Origin of the sequence: Secundilactobacillus oryzae JCM 18671, assembly GCF_000740055.1 — a bacterium.
GTDB lineage: Bacteria > Bacillota > Bacilli > Lactobacillales > Lactobacillaceae > Secundilactobacillus > Secundilactobacillus oryzae.
On sequence record NZ_BBJM01000016.1, the window covers coordinates 1 to 16,425 of the forward strand.

17 protein-coding genes are annotated in these 16,425 nt (G+C 44.4%); 9 read left to right on the forward strand and 8 right to left on the reverse strand.

The features are described from left to right. Positions 1–96: 96 nt before the first annotated feature. Positions 97–903, reverse strand: a complete 807-nt coding sequence (locus LOSG293_RS05250) for a hypothetical protein (protein WP_034527880.1) — start codon at positions 901–903, stop codon at positions 97–99. Between the two features lie 13 nt (positions 904–916). Continuing rightward, on the reverse strand, positions 917–1,423 hold the full coding sequence (gene ybaK, locus LOSG293_RS05255; protein ID WP_034527883.1) for a Cys-tRNA(Pro) deacylase: 507 nt from the start codon (positions 1,421–1,423) through the stop codon (positions 917–919). A gap of 165 nt (positions 1,424–1,588) precedes the next feature. On the opposite strand from ybaK, the gene LOSG293_RS05260 reads away from it, so the two are divergent. After that, positions 1,589–2,317 carry a GntR family transcriptional regulator gene (locus LOSG293_RS05260; RefSeq protein ID WP_034527885.1) on the forward strand — a complete coding sequence of 243 codons (729 nt, stop codon included), beginning with the start codon at positions 1,589–1,591 and terminating at the stop codon, positions 2,315–2,317. A 42-nt stretch (positions 2,318–2,359) separates the two neighbouring features. Here LOSG293_RS05260 and LOSG293_RS05265 read toward each other — a convergent pair whose 3' ends face one another. Together LOSG293_RS05265 and LOSG293_RS05270 are read right to left on the reverse strand one after the other, a co-directional pair. After that, positions 2,360–3,253, reverse strand: coding sequence for an RluA family pseudouridine synthase (locus LOSG293_RS05265; protein WP_034527887.1), 894 nt, complete (start codon positions 3,251–3,253; stop codon positions 2,360–2,362). A 66-nt stretch (positions 3,254–3,319) separates the two neighbouring features. Beyond that, the gene (locus tag LOSG293_RS05270; RefSeq protein WP_034527890.1) at positions 3,320–3,790 is read right to left on the reverse strand and encodes a universal stress protein; all 471 of its coding nucleotides are present in this window, start codon (positions 3,788–3,790) and stop codon (positions 3,320–3,322) included. 256 nt (positions 3,791–4,046) lie between these two features. Between LOSG293_RS05270 and lplA (LOSG293_RS05275) the strand changes: the two genes are divergently transcribed. From lplA (LOSG293_RS05275) to LOSG293_RS05290, 4 genes are all read left to right on the forward strand, one after another. Then, positions 4,047–5,054 (forward strand): lipoate--protein ligase, encoded by a 1,008-nt coding sequence (lplA, locus tag LOSG293_RS05275; protein ID WP_034527892.1) that lies wholly within the window; start codon positions 4,047–4,049, stop codon positions 5,052–5,054. A gap of 111 nt (positions 5,055–5,165) precedes the next feature. After that, positions 5,166–6,176, forward strand: a complete 1,011-nt coding sequence (gene lplA / locus LOSG293_RS05280) for a lipoate--protein ligase (protein WP_034527895.1) — start codon at positions 5,166–5,168, stop codon at positions 6,174–6,176. Between the two features lie 94 nt (positions 6,177–6,270). Then, complete coding sequence (locus LOSG293_RS05285) at positions 6,271–6,723, forward strand: DUF5391 family protein (protein ID WP_034527896.1); 453 nt, start codon at positions 6,271–6,273, stop codon at positions 6,721–6,723. Next, positions 6,720–7,193, forward strand: a complete 474-nt coding sequence (locus tag LOSG293_RS05290; RefSeq protein WP_034527897.1) for a hypothetical protein — start codon at positions 6,720–6,722, stop codon at positions 7,191–7,193. The genes LOSG293_RS05285 and LOSG293_RS05290 overlap by 4 nt, the downstream gene beginning before the upstream one ends. A gap of 266 nt (positions 7,194–7,459) precedes the next feature. On the opposite strand, the gene LOSG293_RS05295 is transcribed toward LOSG293_RS05290, so the two are convergent. Continuing rightward, positions 7,460–8,545, reverse strand: coding sequence for a PTS sugar transporter subunit IIC (locus tag LOSG293_RS05295; protein WP_034527899.1), 1,086 nt, complete (start codon positions 8,543–8,545; stop codon positions 7,460–7,462). Between the two features lie 298 nt (positions 8,546–8,843). On the opposite strand from LOSG293_RS05295, the gene LOSG293_RS05300 reads away from it, so the two are divergent. Then, positions 8,844–9,878, forward strand: a complete 1,035-nt coding sequence (locus LOSG293_RS05300) for a branched-chain amino acid aminotransferase (RefSeq protein WP_191976218.1) — start codon at positions 8,844–8,846, stop codon at positions 9,876–9,878. 49 nt (positions 9,879–9,927) lie between these two features. Here the strand turns inward: LOSG293_RS05300 and LOSG293_RS05305 are convergent, their stop codons facing one another. Continuing rightward, the gene (locus LOSG293_RS05305; protein WP_034527901.1) at positions 9,928–10,779 is read right to left on the reverse strand and encodes a hypothetical protein; all 852 of its coding nucleotides are present in this window, start codon (positions 10,777–10,779) and stop codon (positions 9,928–9,930) included. Between the two features lie 55 nt (positions 10,780–10,834). After that, positions 10,835–11,251 (reverse strand): helix-turn-helix domain-containing protein, encoded by a 417-nt coding sequence (locus tag LOSG293_RS05310; protein WP_034527902.1) that lies wholly within the window; start codon positions 11,249–11,251, stop codon positions 10,835–10,837. A gap of 147 nt (positions 11,252–11,398) precedes the next feature. Between LOSG293_RS05310 and LOSG293_RS05315 the strand changes: the two genes are divergently transcribed. The 3 genes from LOSG293_RS05315 to rny all read left to right on the forward strand — a co-directional run bounded on the left by LOSG293_RS05315 (position 11,399) and on the right by rny (position 14,705). Continuing rightward, entirely contained in the window at positions 11,399–12,343 is a 945-nt protein-coding gene (locus tag LOSG293_RS05315) for an alpha/beta hydrolase (RefSeq protein ID WP_034527904.1), read from the forward strand. A gap of 17 nt (positions 12,344–12,360) precedes the next feature. Further along, positions 12,361–13,035, forward strand: coding sequence for a YoaK family protein (locus tag LOSG293_RS05320; RefSeq protein ID WP_034527907.1), 675 nt, complete (start codon positions 12,361–12,363; stop codon positions 13,033–13,035). A gap of 89 nt (positions 13,036–13,124) precedes the next feature. Beyond that, entirely contained in the window at positions 13,125–14,705 is a 1,581-nt protein-coding gene (rny, locus tag LOSG293_RS05325; protein WP_268870191.1) for a ribonuclease Y, read from the forward strand. A 40-nt stretch (positions 14,706–14,745) separates the two neighbouring features. Here the strand turns inward: rny and LOSG293_RS05330 are convergent, their stop codons facing one another. After that, complete coding sequence (locus LOSG293_RS05330; protein WP_034527912.1) at positions 14,746–16,305, reverse strand: bifunctional metallophosphatase/5'-nucleotidase; 1,560 nt, start codon at positions 16,303–16,305, stop codon at positions 14,746–14,748. Positions 16,306–16,425 lie beyond the last annotated feature (120 nt).

The window sequence follows — 16,425 nt, forward strand, 5'->3', positions numbered from 1 at the left end:
TTTTTTTATTTTTCATTATATCAAAAAGGCACTACCATCAGTTTTTAAAATCTGACGGTAGTGCCTTTTATTTTGGGACTTATGTCACAGCCCCTTTTAACGTAACTTAATATAGTAAGCCAGACGTACCAGGCCGTGAGCCACCAGTGAAATTGCCAAGGAGTAACCCAGCACGATTAAAATGATGATGCCGAATTGGCTGATGACCTTCAGCCACCAGGTTGAGAGGCCGATGAAGGTGAAAATTAACGTGAGTAGGATAATCAATAGTACAAAGCTGATGAGGCCTTGCCACGAATTTTTGAGGTCGGCCTGACTGAGGTCAAAGCCGCCAATGCTGATGCTCAGAGAAATAATAATGAACACTAACCACAATAGCCATGATTGATGACCGTCCGTTAGGGTAAGGAAGAACGTGGACCAATCAACGGTTAGTGGTGATTGCAATAGGCTGATAATGGCGCCAAAAAGGTTGGGAACCAGCAGACGCGCAAACCCTAACAATGCCAGTGTACAGCCAAATATAGGGGCAATCCCAATAAAGAGGTTACCTAGTACCTGGTAGAAGTTGCGCTGGTTCCAGGTGTGATTAACGTATCCTAAGGCGCGGTCGCGTGAAGACTGCATGCCATTTTCGTCAGTTTCCGAAGCCATGTGGGGTAGTTTCAAAAAGCGCACGGCCACAATATGATGACCAAATAATTTTGCCATCAGGTAGTGACTGAGTTCATGAAGAAAGATCCCCAAGAAACCAAAATAGACCTGACTATTAATGCTGAATGCGTTAGCCAAGAGGCGTTTGGTACTGCGGTTAACAATCGTGAGGCAAAAAATGAGCGTAACGGGAATAACGAACACATAAAGTCCCATCATTTCAAAGTTATGGATGAGAACTTGAGTCATGCGACCACCTCAGTTAGTCTTCTTTTATATCAGCGAATTTTCCGTGAACCAGTTTGCGAATGTCTTCTGCCTGAACGGCGATGGAACGGCCAATTTGGCCTGATGAAACGATGATTTCACCCTGCTTCTTAGCAGTTTCGTCAAAGTAGATGGGATATTTGTACTTTTCCCAAATACCGACGGGGGTGTTGGCGCCGTGCTCATAACCAGTTGTAGCTAATAGGTCCTTGAGTGGGACCATGCCGACTTTTTTATTGCCGGAAACCTTGGCGAGCTTTTTGTAACTTAAATGCTCATCTAAGGGGACAACGCCAACTAGTGGGCCGGTTTCTTTGCCGGTGAGGACTAACGTTTTATAAATTGTGTGTTCGTCGACGTCATCATGGTCAACGTCCAACTGTGCGACATCGCCCTCCTCATGAGTGGGGAAAACGTGTTGCTTGTAGCTGATGTTGGCCTTGTCGAGAATTTGTTCAACGAGGGTCTTATGAATACGATCTTTTTTATTTTTCTTAGCCATGTTGAAGCCACCTTTTAGCGTAAATTTTAACATAATCGAGATTTTGTTTTACAATTAGACCAACCAATTTAAAAAGTGGACCGAATTTTCCTAACTTTTGGGCTAAATCTGGTATACTCAATAAGATTAACATAATAAGGTTAGGTTCAGTCTCGAGGAGAAACAATGGCAGATTTAATTTATCGTAAGGTTTTGCATGATTTGAAGGACCAGATTACGCAGGGACACTTCAAAAATCAGCGCCTTCCAGATGAGCGCAGTTTAAGCGAAAGCTATGGTGTTAGCCGTAGTTCTATTAAGCGTGCGCTCAGTGTCCTAGCAAATCAAGGCATTATTTTTAAAAAACGTGGATCTGGTACCTTCATTAATCCATTATATAGGAAGAACCAGTCAATTTTTCATTATGAAGGCTCAAATTTAGGAATTACGGATAGTTTTAAGAGCGATAACCAAGTTCCAAGCATCAAACTACTGGATTTTAAGGTGGTTCCTGCAACGGAAGATCTTCAACAAGAATTGTTCTTGGAGCCCGGGGATTTCGTTTATGATATTAAACGGCTACGACTCTTTGATGACAAGCCCTTTATGATTGAGCACGGCTTCATTCCGATTAAGATTGCGCCGGAATTATCGGCTAAAATTGTTTCCGGATCAATTTTCAATTATCTGGAAGATGTCCAAAATAAAGTGGTTACAAAGTCCTTCATGTCCATCCAAGCGGAGCCTTCAACCGAGGAAGACCAAAAGTTATTGAACTTGAAGCCGGTAGAACCAGTCGGCGTTATGGAAGGGATTTTCTTCCTGGACGACGGGACGCCGTTTGAAGTATCAAATATGAGATTGCATTATAAATATCTACAATACAATACGTTTGTGTCCTTGGATCAAGAATAGGGACAAAGAGAAAGTCTAGCTGCCGTGGGGCAGCTGGGCTTTTTAATTTTGGTTTTCAAACAGGTCAAATGGATCCGGCACTGTTGCCACCACCTCAATCAATTCATACGTAAACGGTAATAACAGTCCCAGCTTCCATGAATGCAGCAACAGCCGTTGTTTACCATCATCAGTGTACAGCGGATCACCAACAATGGGATGACCGAGGGAGGTCAAGTGCACCCGGATCTGGTGGGTACGCCCGGTTTCGAGCTGAACTTCCAGTAGGCTTGCACCTTGGATTTGGCGCAGTACTTTGTAGTGAGTGACGGCGTTTTGCGGATTTAGCCCGTTAACGCGCCGTTTGCGCTTATCTTCAGGGTCACGGCCAATTGGTGCGTCGAGGACGCCCTCGGATTGGTCAAAATTGCCATGAACCCAGGTGAGATAGGTTCGACGGATTCGTTTTGTCTTGATGAGTTCAGTTAGAATTGGGACAACTACGGGATTTTTAGCGACTAGCAGAGCGCCACTCGTTTCCTGATCAAGCCGATTCAGGATATAGGGTTGCTGGCCCTTGGTTTGTAGGTAAGCGGACACGTGGTTGAGGGTCGTACCGGTTTCGCCGGGTTGGTTAGGGTGAGTTTTACTGCCGCGAGTCTTGTTGACGACAAGTAGATCATCGTTTTCAAACAGGATTTCAACGGTTGCTGCACTGTCGGGGATGACCTCTGGATTAGGATGTTCGAAGTCGGTTGGTTCGAAATCAAGGGCTACGACGTCGCCACTTGTAACGTCAAAATTCACAGGCAAATAGCGGTCATTAACCTGCACTCGTTTAGCTCGTTTCAAGGAAAATACCAGGTGTTTTGGTAGCAGCCATTCCTTAATCAGCAACGAGCGTAAAGGCTGAGTTCTAAATTCAGTTGGAAGCTTAAATTGAAAGTGCCAAGCCATAGCGATCCTCTTTTCCGAAATAAAAAAGCTGGAACCTAAGCTCCAGCCATTGTGTACAGATTTAAATTACTTCTTGCTTAACTTTGCAAGTTCTTGTGGCTTCACGATTAAAACATCGCAAATTGCTGCACGACTGACGTAGTTCGTAACCGAACCAACCATCAAACGTTCTACGGCGGAAAGGCCAGTTGAACCGATGACGATTAATTGCGTGTTGTGGTCAGCAGGAAATTCTCGTGCGATAACAGGTTTTGGATTACCAAAACGCACGTGAATTGAGACAGATGATAAGCCAGCATCTTCAGCTTTTTTCTTGAGCTTTTCAAGCTGGTTTTGAACGTCTTCTGAAAGCTTGTAGATGACGTCACCGCTTACGGCACCGCCGTAAGTGTCACTGAATTGGTTCACTTCAAGAACGTTTAAGATATCCAAATGGGTATCGTTGAGTTTTGCTACTTCAATTGCTTTATCTAAAACTGGGTCGGTTGCTTTTGAACCATCAACTGGAGCCAAAATATTGTCATATTGTTGTGCCATAGTGATTGCCACCCCTCTGTAGCTTTTTCTTATAGGTTAACTATATCATGGTTTTAAAGGAATGTAAGCATTTTACATTTAAAAAAAGCTGAAAAACGGAAAAATCCTTTCAGAAACGAAACCGCTTTCTTGTCAAACTGTTTTCTGGGGTTATAATAAAGATGGAACCGAATGGAGACCATGGCCTCCATTAATTGCCGCTTAACCGGGTACTCGGTTAAGCGGTTTTTTGTACATAAAATGAGGAGGAACCTAGATGATATTTTATCGCATGAAGTCGCATGATATTGGTCGTAACTTGGCAACCGAACAATATTTGATGAACCATTTGAACCTAACGGAACCACTTTTGCTGTTCTACTACCAAACGCCGTGCATCATCGTGGGGCACAACCAGAATACGCTTGAAGAGGTTAATCAGGAGTACGTTGCTGAGCATCAAATTATGGTGACTCGTCGTCTTTCCGGTGGTGGTGCCGTTTTTGACGATTTAGGCAACTTATCATTTAGCTTCGTCATTAATAATCCTGATGAGTTTGGCGATTTCAAGACTTTCACTCAACCCATCGTGGACGCACTGCATGAAATGGGTGCCACGGGCGTCGAAGTTTCCGGTCGAAACGACTTGCTGGTTGATGGTAAGAAATTCTCCGGCAACGCGATGTACACAAAAAACGGTAAGATCTTTTCACACGGGACACTGATGTTGGATGTAGATCTCGACGTGGTCAGTCACGCACTAAATGTGCCGGAAGATAAAATTAAATCTAAAGGCATTAAATCAGTTCGTTCGCGGGTTACCAATTTAAAACCGTATTTAGATGCTGAGTACCAAAATATCGATGTACCTGAATTTCGTGATACCTTGCTGAAGAAGCTTTATGGAGTCGATGATGTCGCTAAAATTGCCGATAAGGAATATCAATTAACTAAAGAGGACGAAGCTGCCATCGAAGATTTGGTGGAGAAGTACTACCACAACTGGGACTGGGTCTATGGCTCTTCACCAGAGTTCACCATCAAACGCCGCCAACACTTTGATGCCGGAACAATTGATGCACGGATTCTCGTGAAGTCCGGTAAGATTCAAAAAATTACCTTCTTTGGTGACTTCTTTGGTACCCAGGACGTTGAGGCATTGGAACAGCAGTTAGTGGGTGTTCGATATGAAGAAACGGCACTGACCAAGGCCTTACAGCTAATTAATACCAGCAATTATTTTGCGGGCATTTCCAAACAACAGCTCATTGAGTTACTTGTTTAAATTAATTTAATCAGCCTATAGAAAACGGTTTCATTTATGCTAAAATGGATATACAGGTGATTTTCAGAAAAAATCATCCCAAATTGGTTATTGGTGAAAGGAGTCTGGATCATGTATTACATCTCAATGAAATCACATGATATCGGTCGTAACTTGGCGACAGAACAATTTTTGATGAATAACAGGGATTTTGACGAACCGCTGTTACTCTTCTATTATGAAAAGCCCTGCATCATTGTTGGGCGTAACCAAAATACGTTGGAGGAAATTAACCAGAAGTACGTCAAGGAGAACGGGATTACCGTTACTCGTCGTCTTTCTGGTGGTGGCGCCGTTTACCAAGACCTAGGCAACCTATGTTTTAGTTTCGTGGTTGACTCGGATTCTGAGCAATTCGGCGATTTCAAATCCTTCGTTCAACCAGTTGTTGATGCACTTCACGCTATGGGGGCAACAAGTGCAGAGGTTTCTGGCCGGAACGACATTCTAGTTGATGGCAAGAAATTCTCCGGTAACGCGATGTACTCACGGAACGGTAAGACTTTCTCCCACGGAACTTTGATGCTAGACGTTGATTTAAACGTGGTATCAGATGCGCTGAATGTGCCAGCAGATAAGATGGCCTCAAAGGGGATTAAATCCGTGAAGTCACGGGTTACGAACCTAAAGCCATTCTTGGCACCTGAGTATCAAAATATCACGGTACCTGAATTTAGAGATGCGCTTTTGAAGGAAATGTTCCATGTCGATGATTTGTCCGAAATCAAAGACAAGGAAGTTGTCGTAACTGACGACGAACAAAAGCAAATCGATAAGATTTACGAAGAATATTACAACAACTGGGACTGGGTTTATGGGACCTCACCAGAGTTTACCGTTAAGAAGCGGCAACACTTTACGGCCGGAACCATTGATGCCCGTTTCCAAGTCGATCAAGGCAAGATTCAAAACGTAAAATTCTACGGTGACTTCTTTGGCCCTGGCGATGCCAATGAATTGGCAGAGAAGCTGAGGGGCGTGCGCTACGATCGTGAAAATGTAGAAGCTGTTCTCGATTCCGTTGATACGAACAAATACTTCACCGGAATTCCCAAGGATGAGCTACTAGATCTCTTGGTTTAATTGACAATCCATAATGAGTTATTTACAGTAGGACTGAGGTCATTTTTGACTTCGGTCCTTACTTATACATATCAAGAAGAGAAAGAGGTTTCCTATGAAAGACAAGCAAGTTGTTACCTGGTCGTTTATCTCACTATTTATCTTCCTCATCACCAACTTTTTGATGTCGTTACCCTTTACGCAATTAACGAGTCAAAGAGCAGATTCGGCCGATTTATGGAAATCAACCATCTTTGCGCTGGTCTTATACCTAATTCCAATTGTCTTAGCGGTGCTGGATTGGAAACCTTCGTTTTATCTGTTGGGAATCGTCATTGCTCTCTATTCACTAGGCCTATTGGGAGTCATCATCAACATGATTTTCTATAGCGAAGCGAGTCTTTTGATTAAAGCGCTCATGAGTATCCTGGGAGCTGGTGGATTGCTCATCAACGCCTGGTGGCTCGTGTTAGCCTTGCGAGTTCGTAAAGCCCAACAAGAACAGCGTCAATTAGAACGCTTTAGCAAACTAAACCAAGAAAAAGAAGAACGGGAGACCTCAAAATGAAAGTAAACGTGGGAGAATTACTAACCACCTTGAAAGAGGAGGGCGTTACCTCTCAAAGTCGAGAAGTGAAACCAAAAGAATTAAAAACGGCTGGTCTCAAAGAAACAGCCAAGTCGTTACTTGATAACATCGTCGAACAGGCTAAGGCTGGTAAGATTAGCCAGGTTGAGGTTACCAATGCTAAACAAGAATTATCAATCCGGTTAGAAATGAACGTCATTAATTTACCCGTTCGTTATGTGAATCCGATGGAGAAAATTCTGGATTCTGAAAGCGAAGCTGAAGTGAACGTCTACATGATTGTGGAAGCACCAAAAGTGACAAGATCCGGTTTACGGATTGATTTGCTGGGAACGGTTGATGATGTCATTGCTGATCCAGCTGGAAAGCTTGATACATTGGTAGAGTGGCTGACTGGTGAATTAGAAGCCATCGAAGAAAATAAGCAGGAAAAGCCAAAAGAAGACTAGTTTTTCATCAAGGCTTTCATTTACGGATGAGATGTGTTAATGTGTAGCTATGCGATGAGTCGAGAAATCACGCCACATTTATGTGGTCTGCGAAAGCAGCTTGGTGAACTTGAACGCAGGGGCAAGGTAACTCTCACCGGATATGTGAGCGCTCTGATTCCAACGGATTGTGGAGTCCAGTGAATCTATTTATGCGAAAGCGTAAGTACTGCAACTCAAAAAGCCACCCAAATTTTGGTTTGGGTGGCTTTTTTTATGGTTATTTATTAGACGATTTCCAAATGAAGGTCATCTGGTTGAGCCCAGTGGAAGGCGCGCATTAAGCGGTAACCCACTGCTGAAATGACGGCTGGTAGAAGCACGCCACAGAAAATGAAAACCCAGAACATGTTCATGTTGGTTGATGCCAAGTTAATTGGGGCAATAAGGGAAGTTAATCCGAGACCGCCAATGGTGTAAGGCACCTTGAATCCGAAGACCAATGTCCCAACGGCTGCACTTACCATGGCGGCGACGAAGGTTGGTAAGCAAAGGCGAGGGTTTTTCAGTAAGTTCGGGAATTGAACTTTCGGGGTGATAAAGCCTTGGGCAATGTTGGCACCCACGTTGTTTTCGTGAAATGACATGACCAAGAAGCCGATAAATTGAGCTGAAGTTCCAATAAGGGTTGCACCTGAAGAGAGTGGATCCAATGCAATTGCGATGGCTAAAGCTGCTGAAGAAGCAGGGGTCATCAAGAAAATGGCGAATGCTAATGCCAACAACATTGAACCGATAAGGGGACTAACAGTCATTGAGCTAGATACCCAGCCGCTTAATGCATTTAAAGCTGGAGTCGTGACCGAACCAGCTCCAAGACCGAAAAGGGAACCTACGAAAGTTGCCCCAAGCGGAACCAGCATCATATCAAGTGGTGTTTTACCAGTGAGGTACTTACCAACCATTACGGTTAAAACGGCTGCTAAGACGGCACTGATGGGTTGACCGGAAGCGAAGAGCATCCCAGTCGTGGCCTGTGGCATTTGCCAGCCGGTAGCGGTTATCCCACTGACGGCAGAAGTTGTAAAGTAAACACTGTTAGCACCAACCGTTGCGGCAATCATAGCGCTAAACATAACCAGGGTGTTGACTTTCATTTGTGAAGCAACTGCGGCACCAAATGCTGCGGGTAATAGAACTTGTGCCATTGCCCCGATTTGGTAGAGTTGATGCCAGTGAACAATGTTTGCGACTGATTGGAATAATAGCCCGACACCTAACATAACTAAAATGGCGTTTGACACCGCTGCAGAAACCTTGTAGACATATTCTTTAACCGACATTCGTTCTTCGTTTGCTTGTGTGTTTTCCATATATGTAGCCTCCTGTTTGATTGAATTATTCTCGGGGTTGCTATGTAAAGATTAAAAAGTAATGAGAATATGATGATAATTCAAACATTTTCAGAAAGCTTTGTCAATCACTTTTTTTAAATTAGTTAATCCTCGTTAAATTCTAATGTATAAACTTCTATAATGAATAAGATTGGTATAATCTTAATTGAATTTAGTGGAGAAATTACGAAAACACCTTGACGATTTCTGTGTGACAGGGTATTGTTTATTAATAATTCTCATAATAATTTAATAAATAAAAGAAGAGGGCATACATATGATGAAACAAGCTGCAACAACCATTGACTGGGACAACCTAGGTTTTGATTACATGGACCTCCCTTACCGCTTCCGCGCCTACTATAAAGATGGCGAATGGCAAGACGCTGGTTTGACTGAGGACAGTACCTTACATATTAGTGAAGGCTCAACCGCCATTCATTACGGCCAAGCTGATTTTGAAGGCTTAAAGGCCTATCGCACCAAAACTGGCGAAATCCAACTTTTCCGTCCAGATCGGAACGCCAAACGAATGAAGGATAGCTGTGAACGGCTTTTAATGCCAGCATTTCCCGAGGATCAATTTGTTGACGCGGTGAAAGAAGTGGTTCGTGCAAATGCTGAATTTGTGCCACCATACGGTAGTGGTGGTACCCTTTACCTCCGCCCATTAATGATTGGGGTCGGTGGTAACATTGGTGTTCATGCTGCTGATGAGTATATTTTTACCATCTTTGCGATGCCAGTTGGCAGTTACTTTAAGGGTGGCATGGTACCCACCAACTTTATTACTTCAGAGTTTGACCGGGCAGCTCACAAGGGAACGGGTCAAAGTAAGGTCGGCGGTAACTATGCAGCGAGCCTCTTACCAGGCCAAGCAGCTCACGAAAACGGGTTTTCTGACTGTATCTACCTTGATCCGCTGACTCACCAAAAAATTGAAGAAGTTGGATCAGCTAACTTCTTTGGCATTACTAAAGACAATCGTTTCATCACACCAAAATCGCCATCAATTTTGCCAAGCATTACCAAGTATTCATTACTGTGGCTCGCGGAAAATCGCTTAGGCTTGGATGTTGAAGAAGGCGATGTCTATATTGATCAATTAGATCAATTTGCTGAAGCGGGTGCGTGTGGAACGGCTGCCGTTATTTCACCAATTGGTGGGATTTCCCATAACGGCAAACTTCACGTTTTCTATAGTGAAACGGAAGTTGGTCCGGTGACGACACAACTTTATGACATGTTGACAGGTATCCAATTTGGGGATGTTGAAGCGCCTGAAGGTTGGGTCCAAAAAGTAGAAATTTAAGCAGTAAAAAACGCGATAATGGCTGGGAGTTCAGTCATTGTCGCGTTTTCTATTTCACCAAGTAGACTTCGTCATGAATCAAGTCAAATTGGGGATAGTGTTTATTCAGAAGTTCAGTATTTTCGTTATTAAGGAATGTGGCGTTATCCCAGAATTCCTTGGATCCAGTTGCGCCATGTTTTTCGCCGATGACGACGAAATCGAGTGACGTATCGAGTGAGCGAATCTTTTGGAGCACTTGCCAATCGATGTCGAGTTTATCGGGTGACCAGGACATGATGACGACGCCGACTTGGTCTTGATACTTCTCAATAGCACTCAAAGCATCAAGCGCTTCGACGCTAGTGACGGGATGCTTGCCGGTTTCGTTTTCCTTCGCCCAGTCTTTACTGTCAGTGGTAAAAACGGTCTTCTTGGCATCGCGTAAGCCCTTAGAGATGTAGCCATTTCCAGCCATTAACTCTAATACTGGTCGGTCGCCAACGAACGTGACGAGGTCTTTCATAAACGGTGCGGAAATATAAGCCCACATGCCATAGTGATCTTCCAGGTAATCCCGGAATGATCGAATTTGCTTGTCTAAATCGGGAAGGGCAGCTGATAGCTTTTCCCAGAGGTCGTCTCCACGCTTATCGCCTACAGGATACTGGGCACTAATTTTTTGGAAAATGGTATCTTGGATGTCTTCCGGCAGCAAGAGTTCGGGTAATGCTTGAGGTAATAAACCTGCTTGCAATAGCCGATCCGCCTCAACGATGTTGTTAATCAATAGCTTAATGCTGGAATAGTCGTTAAAAAGGTCCCGGTAGGCGAGTAATTTTTCGATATATCCAGAAGCCTGAATTGCTGGTGATTTAGCGGTTTTGCGTTTCAGAAGTTTCTTTTTTTGTTTGGGATTCATGAGGTGTGCCTCCTAAAAACTAAAGGACTAGATTTTGTCATCTAGTCCCTGGGTGTTAGTCTAAATGTAAGTCCAAATCAAGTTCTTCGGACTGCTTCTTACGGGTTGGCTTCCGTTGGCCTTTGCCGTGCAGGTAGCCGTTAATCAGTTGATAAATTTCGTAACGATCTTGTGAGCCAATCGTTGTGTCGTTAAATGTTAGTTGTTTACCGGAAAGAAAGAGACGACCGAGATCGTACTCGTCGCGTTCGGTCTTTCCCGCTAAATAATCCATGGTGACGTCGAAGTACTCCGCCAACTTACGAACCTCAACGAATGAGGGAGTTCGCGCGCCACGCTCCCAGTTACCAATCTGAGAAGCGGTGTTTTCGTGTTCCTTATCAGGCTTGAAGAGCTGATTCAGATCTTCGGCGAGCTGTTCTAGCGTAATATTTTGTCCACGCCGTAATGCTCGTAAACGTTCTGGAAACATGTCGGTTCACCCCTTTTTACCTATTATAGCGCTACTTTGTGAAAGTTTCAGCCAAAACTAATGTTCAGGGCATGTTGCAATTTAACCGCGCGATGCCTAGAATAATCAGAGTATTTAATTTAACACAAAACTATCGGAGTGAAAACCATGAAAAAACGGACCAAGATTATCTGGATTACCGTCATTGCCCTTGTGATTGTCCTTACGGGTGGCATCTTTGTTGCTGGAATGTACTTCTACCACATGGCAGTGGTTCCTGGGCACAAGGACTTTTTGAGCAATCAGACCAAGATTTCGAAGCAAGATCCACTTTACCACCAGAAGAAATGGTATCAAGACGTGAAGAAGCAACAGTGGCATGAGGTGTCCGCTACGGATCATCTGAAGTTGAATGCCAATTACGTTGCAGCGGATAAAGCAACCAATAAAACGATTGTCATCGCTCACGGATTTGGCGCAGATGGCTCTCGTATGGGGGCGTACGCTGGTATGTTTCACGACATGGGCTATAACATTTTAGTCCCGGATGATCGGGGTGCCGGTAGTAGCGAAGGTAATTATATTGGTTACGGCTGGCCGGATCGGTTAGATTACGTTAAATGGATTAATCAAGTCATCAAGCGTAACGGTCAAAATTCCGAAATTGTGATGTTTGGTGTCAGCATGGGTGGCGCTACGACGATGATGGTTAGTGGTGAGAAGACGCCATCTCAAGTGAAAGCCTTCATCGAAGATTGTGGCTACACTTCCGTTTACGATGAAATCAGTTACCAAGCTAAGCAAATGTATAACTTACCCGCTTGGCCATTAGTGCCAACGGTCAGCGCCATCACAAAAGTCCGGGCCGGCTATGGATTTAAAGAGGCCAGTGCGCTTAAGCAGGTAAAAAAGAATCAGAAGCCGATGCTTTTCATTCATGGGGACAAAGATGACTTCGTACCAACTCGGATGGTGTACCCGCTCTATAAAGCGGACAAGGGACCAAAAGAGCTCGCCATTTTTAAGGGTGCTGGACATGCTAAATCCTATGCGAGTGACCCTAGTCGTTACGAAAGCGTGACGCACAAGTTTTTAGAGAAGTACTTTAATTAAAATTGGAGATGAGTCGATTGAAAACAAAATCACTCACAAAAGAATTAACATTATTGACCTTGGTAGCGACGTTCACGCTGGGGATGATTGATGCGTACACTTTCATGGCACATCGTCAGGTGTTCGCAACTGCGCAGACCGGAAATCTAGTTGTGTTTGCGGTGAAGTTGTTTACCAAAGGAATCGGATCGGCGTGGGAAAACATCCCGGTTTGGGTCATCTTTGGGATTAGCTGTTTTGTTGCGCAGGGGATGTTGGAAATTCCCACTGATAAATTATCGCGGCGTCATCAAAATAAGATTTTCATGGCGGTGAACGTCACGGTGCTACTGATTTTGGCCATCGTGCAACAGTTTAGCAGCAGTGATCTGCTGGTTTGGCCACTGAGTTTTCTGTCAGGCTATGAGCTAACGACGTTTCGAACGGTCGGAAGCATTTCAGCAAATAACGGTATCATGACGGGAAATACCAAGAATATGATGAACAGTCTATATCGTTGGTTGATTGATCATGATACTAAGGCAAAAACGAAGTTCCTAACGTTACTGATGATTATCGTTATTTTTCTATTCGGCGTTGGAACTGGCGCGTTGCTTTGTCACGCGAACCCATTATGGCCACTTTGGGCCGGATTTACCTTGAATGCGTTAGTGTTGGTGATCCTGTTTACAATCACGCCAAAAACCGACTAGATGTCCTTTGGAATCAGCCATCATTTAGCGTATAATAACGATTAACAGGAATTTTAGAAGGGAGAGACGAGGCCATTATTCTTATCATTATTAGTTTAATTATGTTATTAGTCGGGCTCGTCTCAGGCGTTGCCCTTCGGAAATCAAAGCATCAGCGGGAGTTGACGGTTGCCGAACAACAGGCAGCGAAGATTTTAGCTGAGGCTAAGCAAGCCGCAGACAAACAAGCGGCCGATGTGATTGCACAAGGGAAAGAACAAGCCCAATCATACCGCGATAATAGTGAAGCTGAACTAACATTACAGCGTGAGGATATTGAAGCGCGTGAGGGTCGTATCAAGCAGCGTGAATCAACCCAAACTTTAGTCGAGGCACGGTTGGATGATCGTGCTCATGATTTAGATGGTGTGAATGCGGAGTTGACCGCTAGCAAGCAAGTTTTAAGTGAGCAACACGCCACGGCTGATCAGTTAGCACAAGAACGTGAAGCAACGTTAAGTGCGGTTGGCGATTTAGATTTCATCACTGCGCAACAGATGGTTCTAAATCGAACTGCTGGTGAGTTAAAGGCTGAACAAGACGTTGAAATTCGTGAACTAGACGAAGATAACCTGGCGAGTGCCGATAAGGAAGCTCGCGACATCATGATGGAAGCCATTCAACGGGGACCGGTTGATGAAGCGCGTGAGCATAATGAGCACATTGTCGTGATTCCGGATAATGACAGTCGCAACAAGATTGTTGGTCGGGATAGTCAGAATCTGCGTTTGATTGAGACACTGACGGGAACTGATTTAGTGTTTGATCCAGAAGATAAAACGATGCTGTACATCAGCACGCATGACCCAATTCGCCGAGAAACGGCACGAGTAGCGATTTCAGCTCTGATTGCCACTAGCCGAGTTTCAGTTGCAACGATTGAAAGCCAAGTGGTTGCCGCTCAAAAAGATGTGATGCGTGACCTTTGGGAATCCGGTGAGCGGGTTGTCAGCAAGTTACACATTGGATTCATGCATCCTGATTTAATCAAGTTATTGGGTCGGATGAAGTATCGGACTTCGTATGGTCAAAACGTTTTGGCGCACTCGGTTGAAGTTGCACAGTTAGCGGGGGTCATGGCCTCTGAATTAGGCTTTGATGTCCGTAATGCCAAACGAAGTGGGTTACTCCATGATATTGGTAAGGCAATTGACCACGAAATTGAAGGGACTCACGTTGAAATCGGGGCAGAATTAGCTCGCGCATACGATGAAGATCCTGTTGTGGTTAACGCCATTGAGGCTTCTCATGGTGATGTGGAGAAGACCAGTCCAATCGCTGTCTTGATTGCGACAGCTGATGCGATTTCCGGTGCCCGACCTGGTGCCCGAAGTGAGTCCGCAGAGGACTACATTAATCGATTGCGTAGCTTGGAAAAAATTGCAAACGATCATGAAGGTGTTAGCGATAGTTACGCTATTCAGGCTGGTCGTGAGATTCGGATTGTGGTCAAACCACAGATGCTGAATGACGAGCAAAGCGAAGAGCTGACGCGCGATGTGCGTGATCAAATTGAAAATGACTTAACGTATCCAGGTAAGATTAAAGTCACCACCATCCGCCAGTATCAGGCGGTACAACACGTTGGTGAAGTTGAAAAGAAGAAGTCTAAAAAGAAAAAAAGAGCATAAAAGAAGAGCCATGACATTAGAAAATGTCGTGGCTCTTTCTTCATTTAATCACCTTAAAGTTATGGTTCACATCTGCCTTCACAATTGGATGTTCGCGAAGGTAATCGGCAATGATTTGACTCATCGCCGTTTTATTTTCGGCAATAATCTTGTCTTCACCGAACATGTGATAGTGGCCGCCACCACCAGCACGATAGTGATTCAGTACGATCTTTAATGGTTCATCATCCTTGATTGGTTCGCCATGATAAGAAAGTCCCTCGATTCGCTCACCAAATGGTCGAGATACATTGATACTATACTCGACGCCTTCATACATATCGTAATTATATTGCCGTTTTTTAGGATAGATGTAGCTTGGATTTACTGCAATCTCGCCATTCTCGTCAAGAATAAAGTAATGGGCGGATTGCTCGAGAGCTTCTCGGAGTTCCTTGCCCGTTACCTGCACGACGGCTAGGCCATCTGGATAAACGTAGTTGGTCATGATGTTGCGCATCGTGATTGGATTTTCAAATCCGGCGCCTTCGTTATTAAACAAGGCGGTGGCAGAGATATCAACATCCATAGTGGCCATTTGGACTCTCTGAATAAATTCGGTATAGGCGGTCTCTTCGATGCGTGCCTTAGCTGGATCCGTAATGGTCAGGCTACCGTCAATTTTGCCAAGTGGTTGTTCCAACCAGTGGTCGACTTCGCGGTCTAAGCTGGCACTTGTTTCCATGATGGCCTTATTAAGTGGGGCTTTTTCTGTTAAAATAAGTTCAGCTTTGCTATCAGTCACTACGTAACGATCGTCTTTCTTTTCGACGTTCAGGGTAATTTTACCAACAGCTTCACCACGATAGCCGGGTTGCGTAACTGGGGTACCAAAGAGTTTGGTCGCAATTCGGCGGTGTTGATGACCAGTAATCAAGGCATCGATTCCTTTGATATCTTTGAGGAGCTGGTAACCCTCGTTTTCGCCGAGGTTCTTTTCAGCCGGCTTACCGGTATTCAAATCCCGTTCGAAGCCACCGTGATAGCTCACAACGACAACGTCAGCGAGTTGATGTAGGTAGGGGACGAAAACTCTGGCCGTTTCTACGGCTGAATTAAAGTGGACGTCTTCGATATTAGCTGAACGTTCCCACTGAGCCACGGTCTGAGTGGTTAAACCGAGAATGGCTACCTTCAGCCCGTTACGGTTGATAATCCGAAATGGTTGTCCGAATGCAGGCTGGTTTTCGGTGTTCAGTACGTTCGCGTTCACGATATGGCGGTCGAGTTCATTAATGGCCAATTTCAGGTAGTGCTTACCATAGTTGAATTCGTGGTTACCCAAAACGCCACAGTCGTAGCCAATTTGATTGTAAACATCCATCAGTGCCTGAGGATTATGGACGGGTTGAACTTGAGCAACGTAGTAGGCTAAAGGAGAACCCTCTAAAAAATCCCCGTCGTCAATGGTGATGACGGGTCCCGTAGCCTTCTGACGTTCCTCCTTAATCGTTGAAGCAACCCTGGCCAAGCCAAATGGCAGGTGGCTGCCTTGTTTGACGTAGTTAGTGGGGAAAATATAACCATGAATATCGCTAGTCGATAGAATGGTAAGTTCCATGTTGCGGCCTCCGAAAAATATAATTGTTCTCATTATACCGTTTTGCCTGGGCTTTGTGTGTATTTACTGATTTCTAGCTGTGAATTAAGTTATAATCAACTTAAGATCAAGAATAGGAGA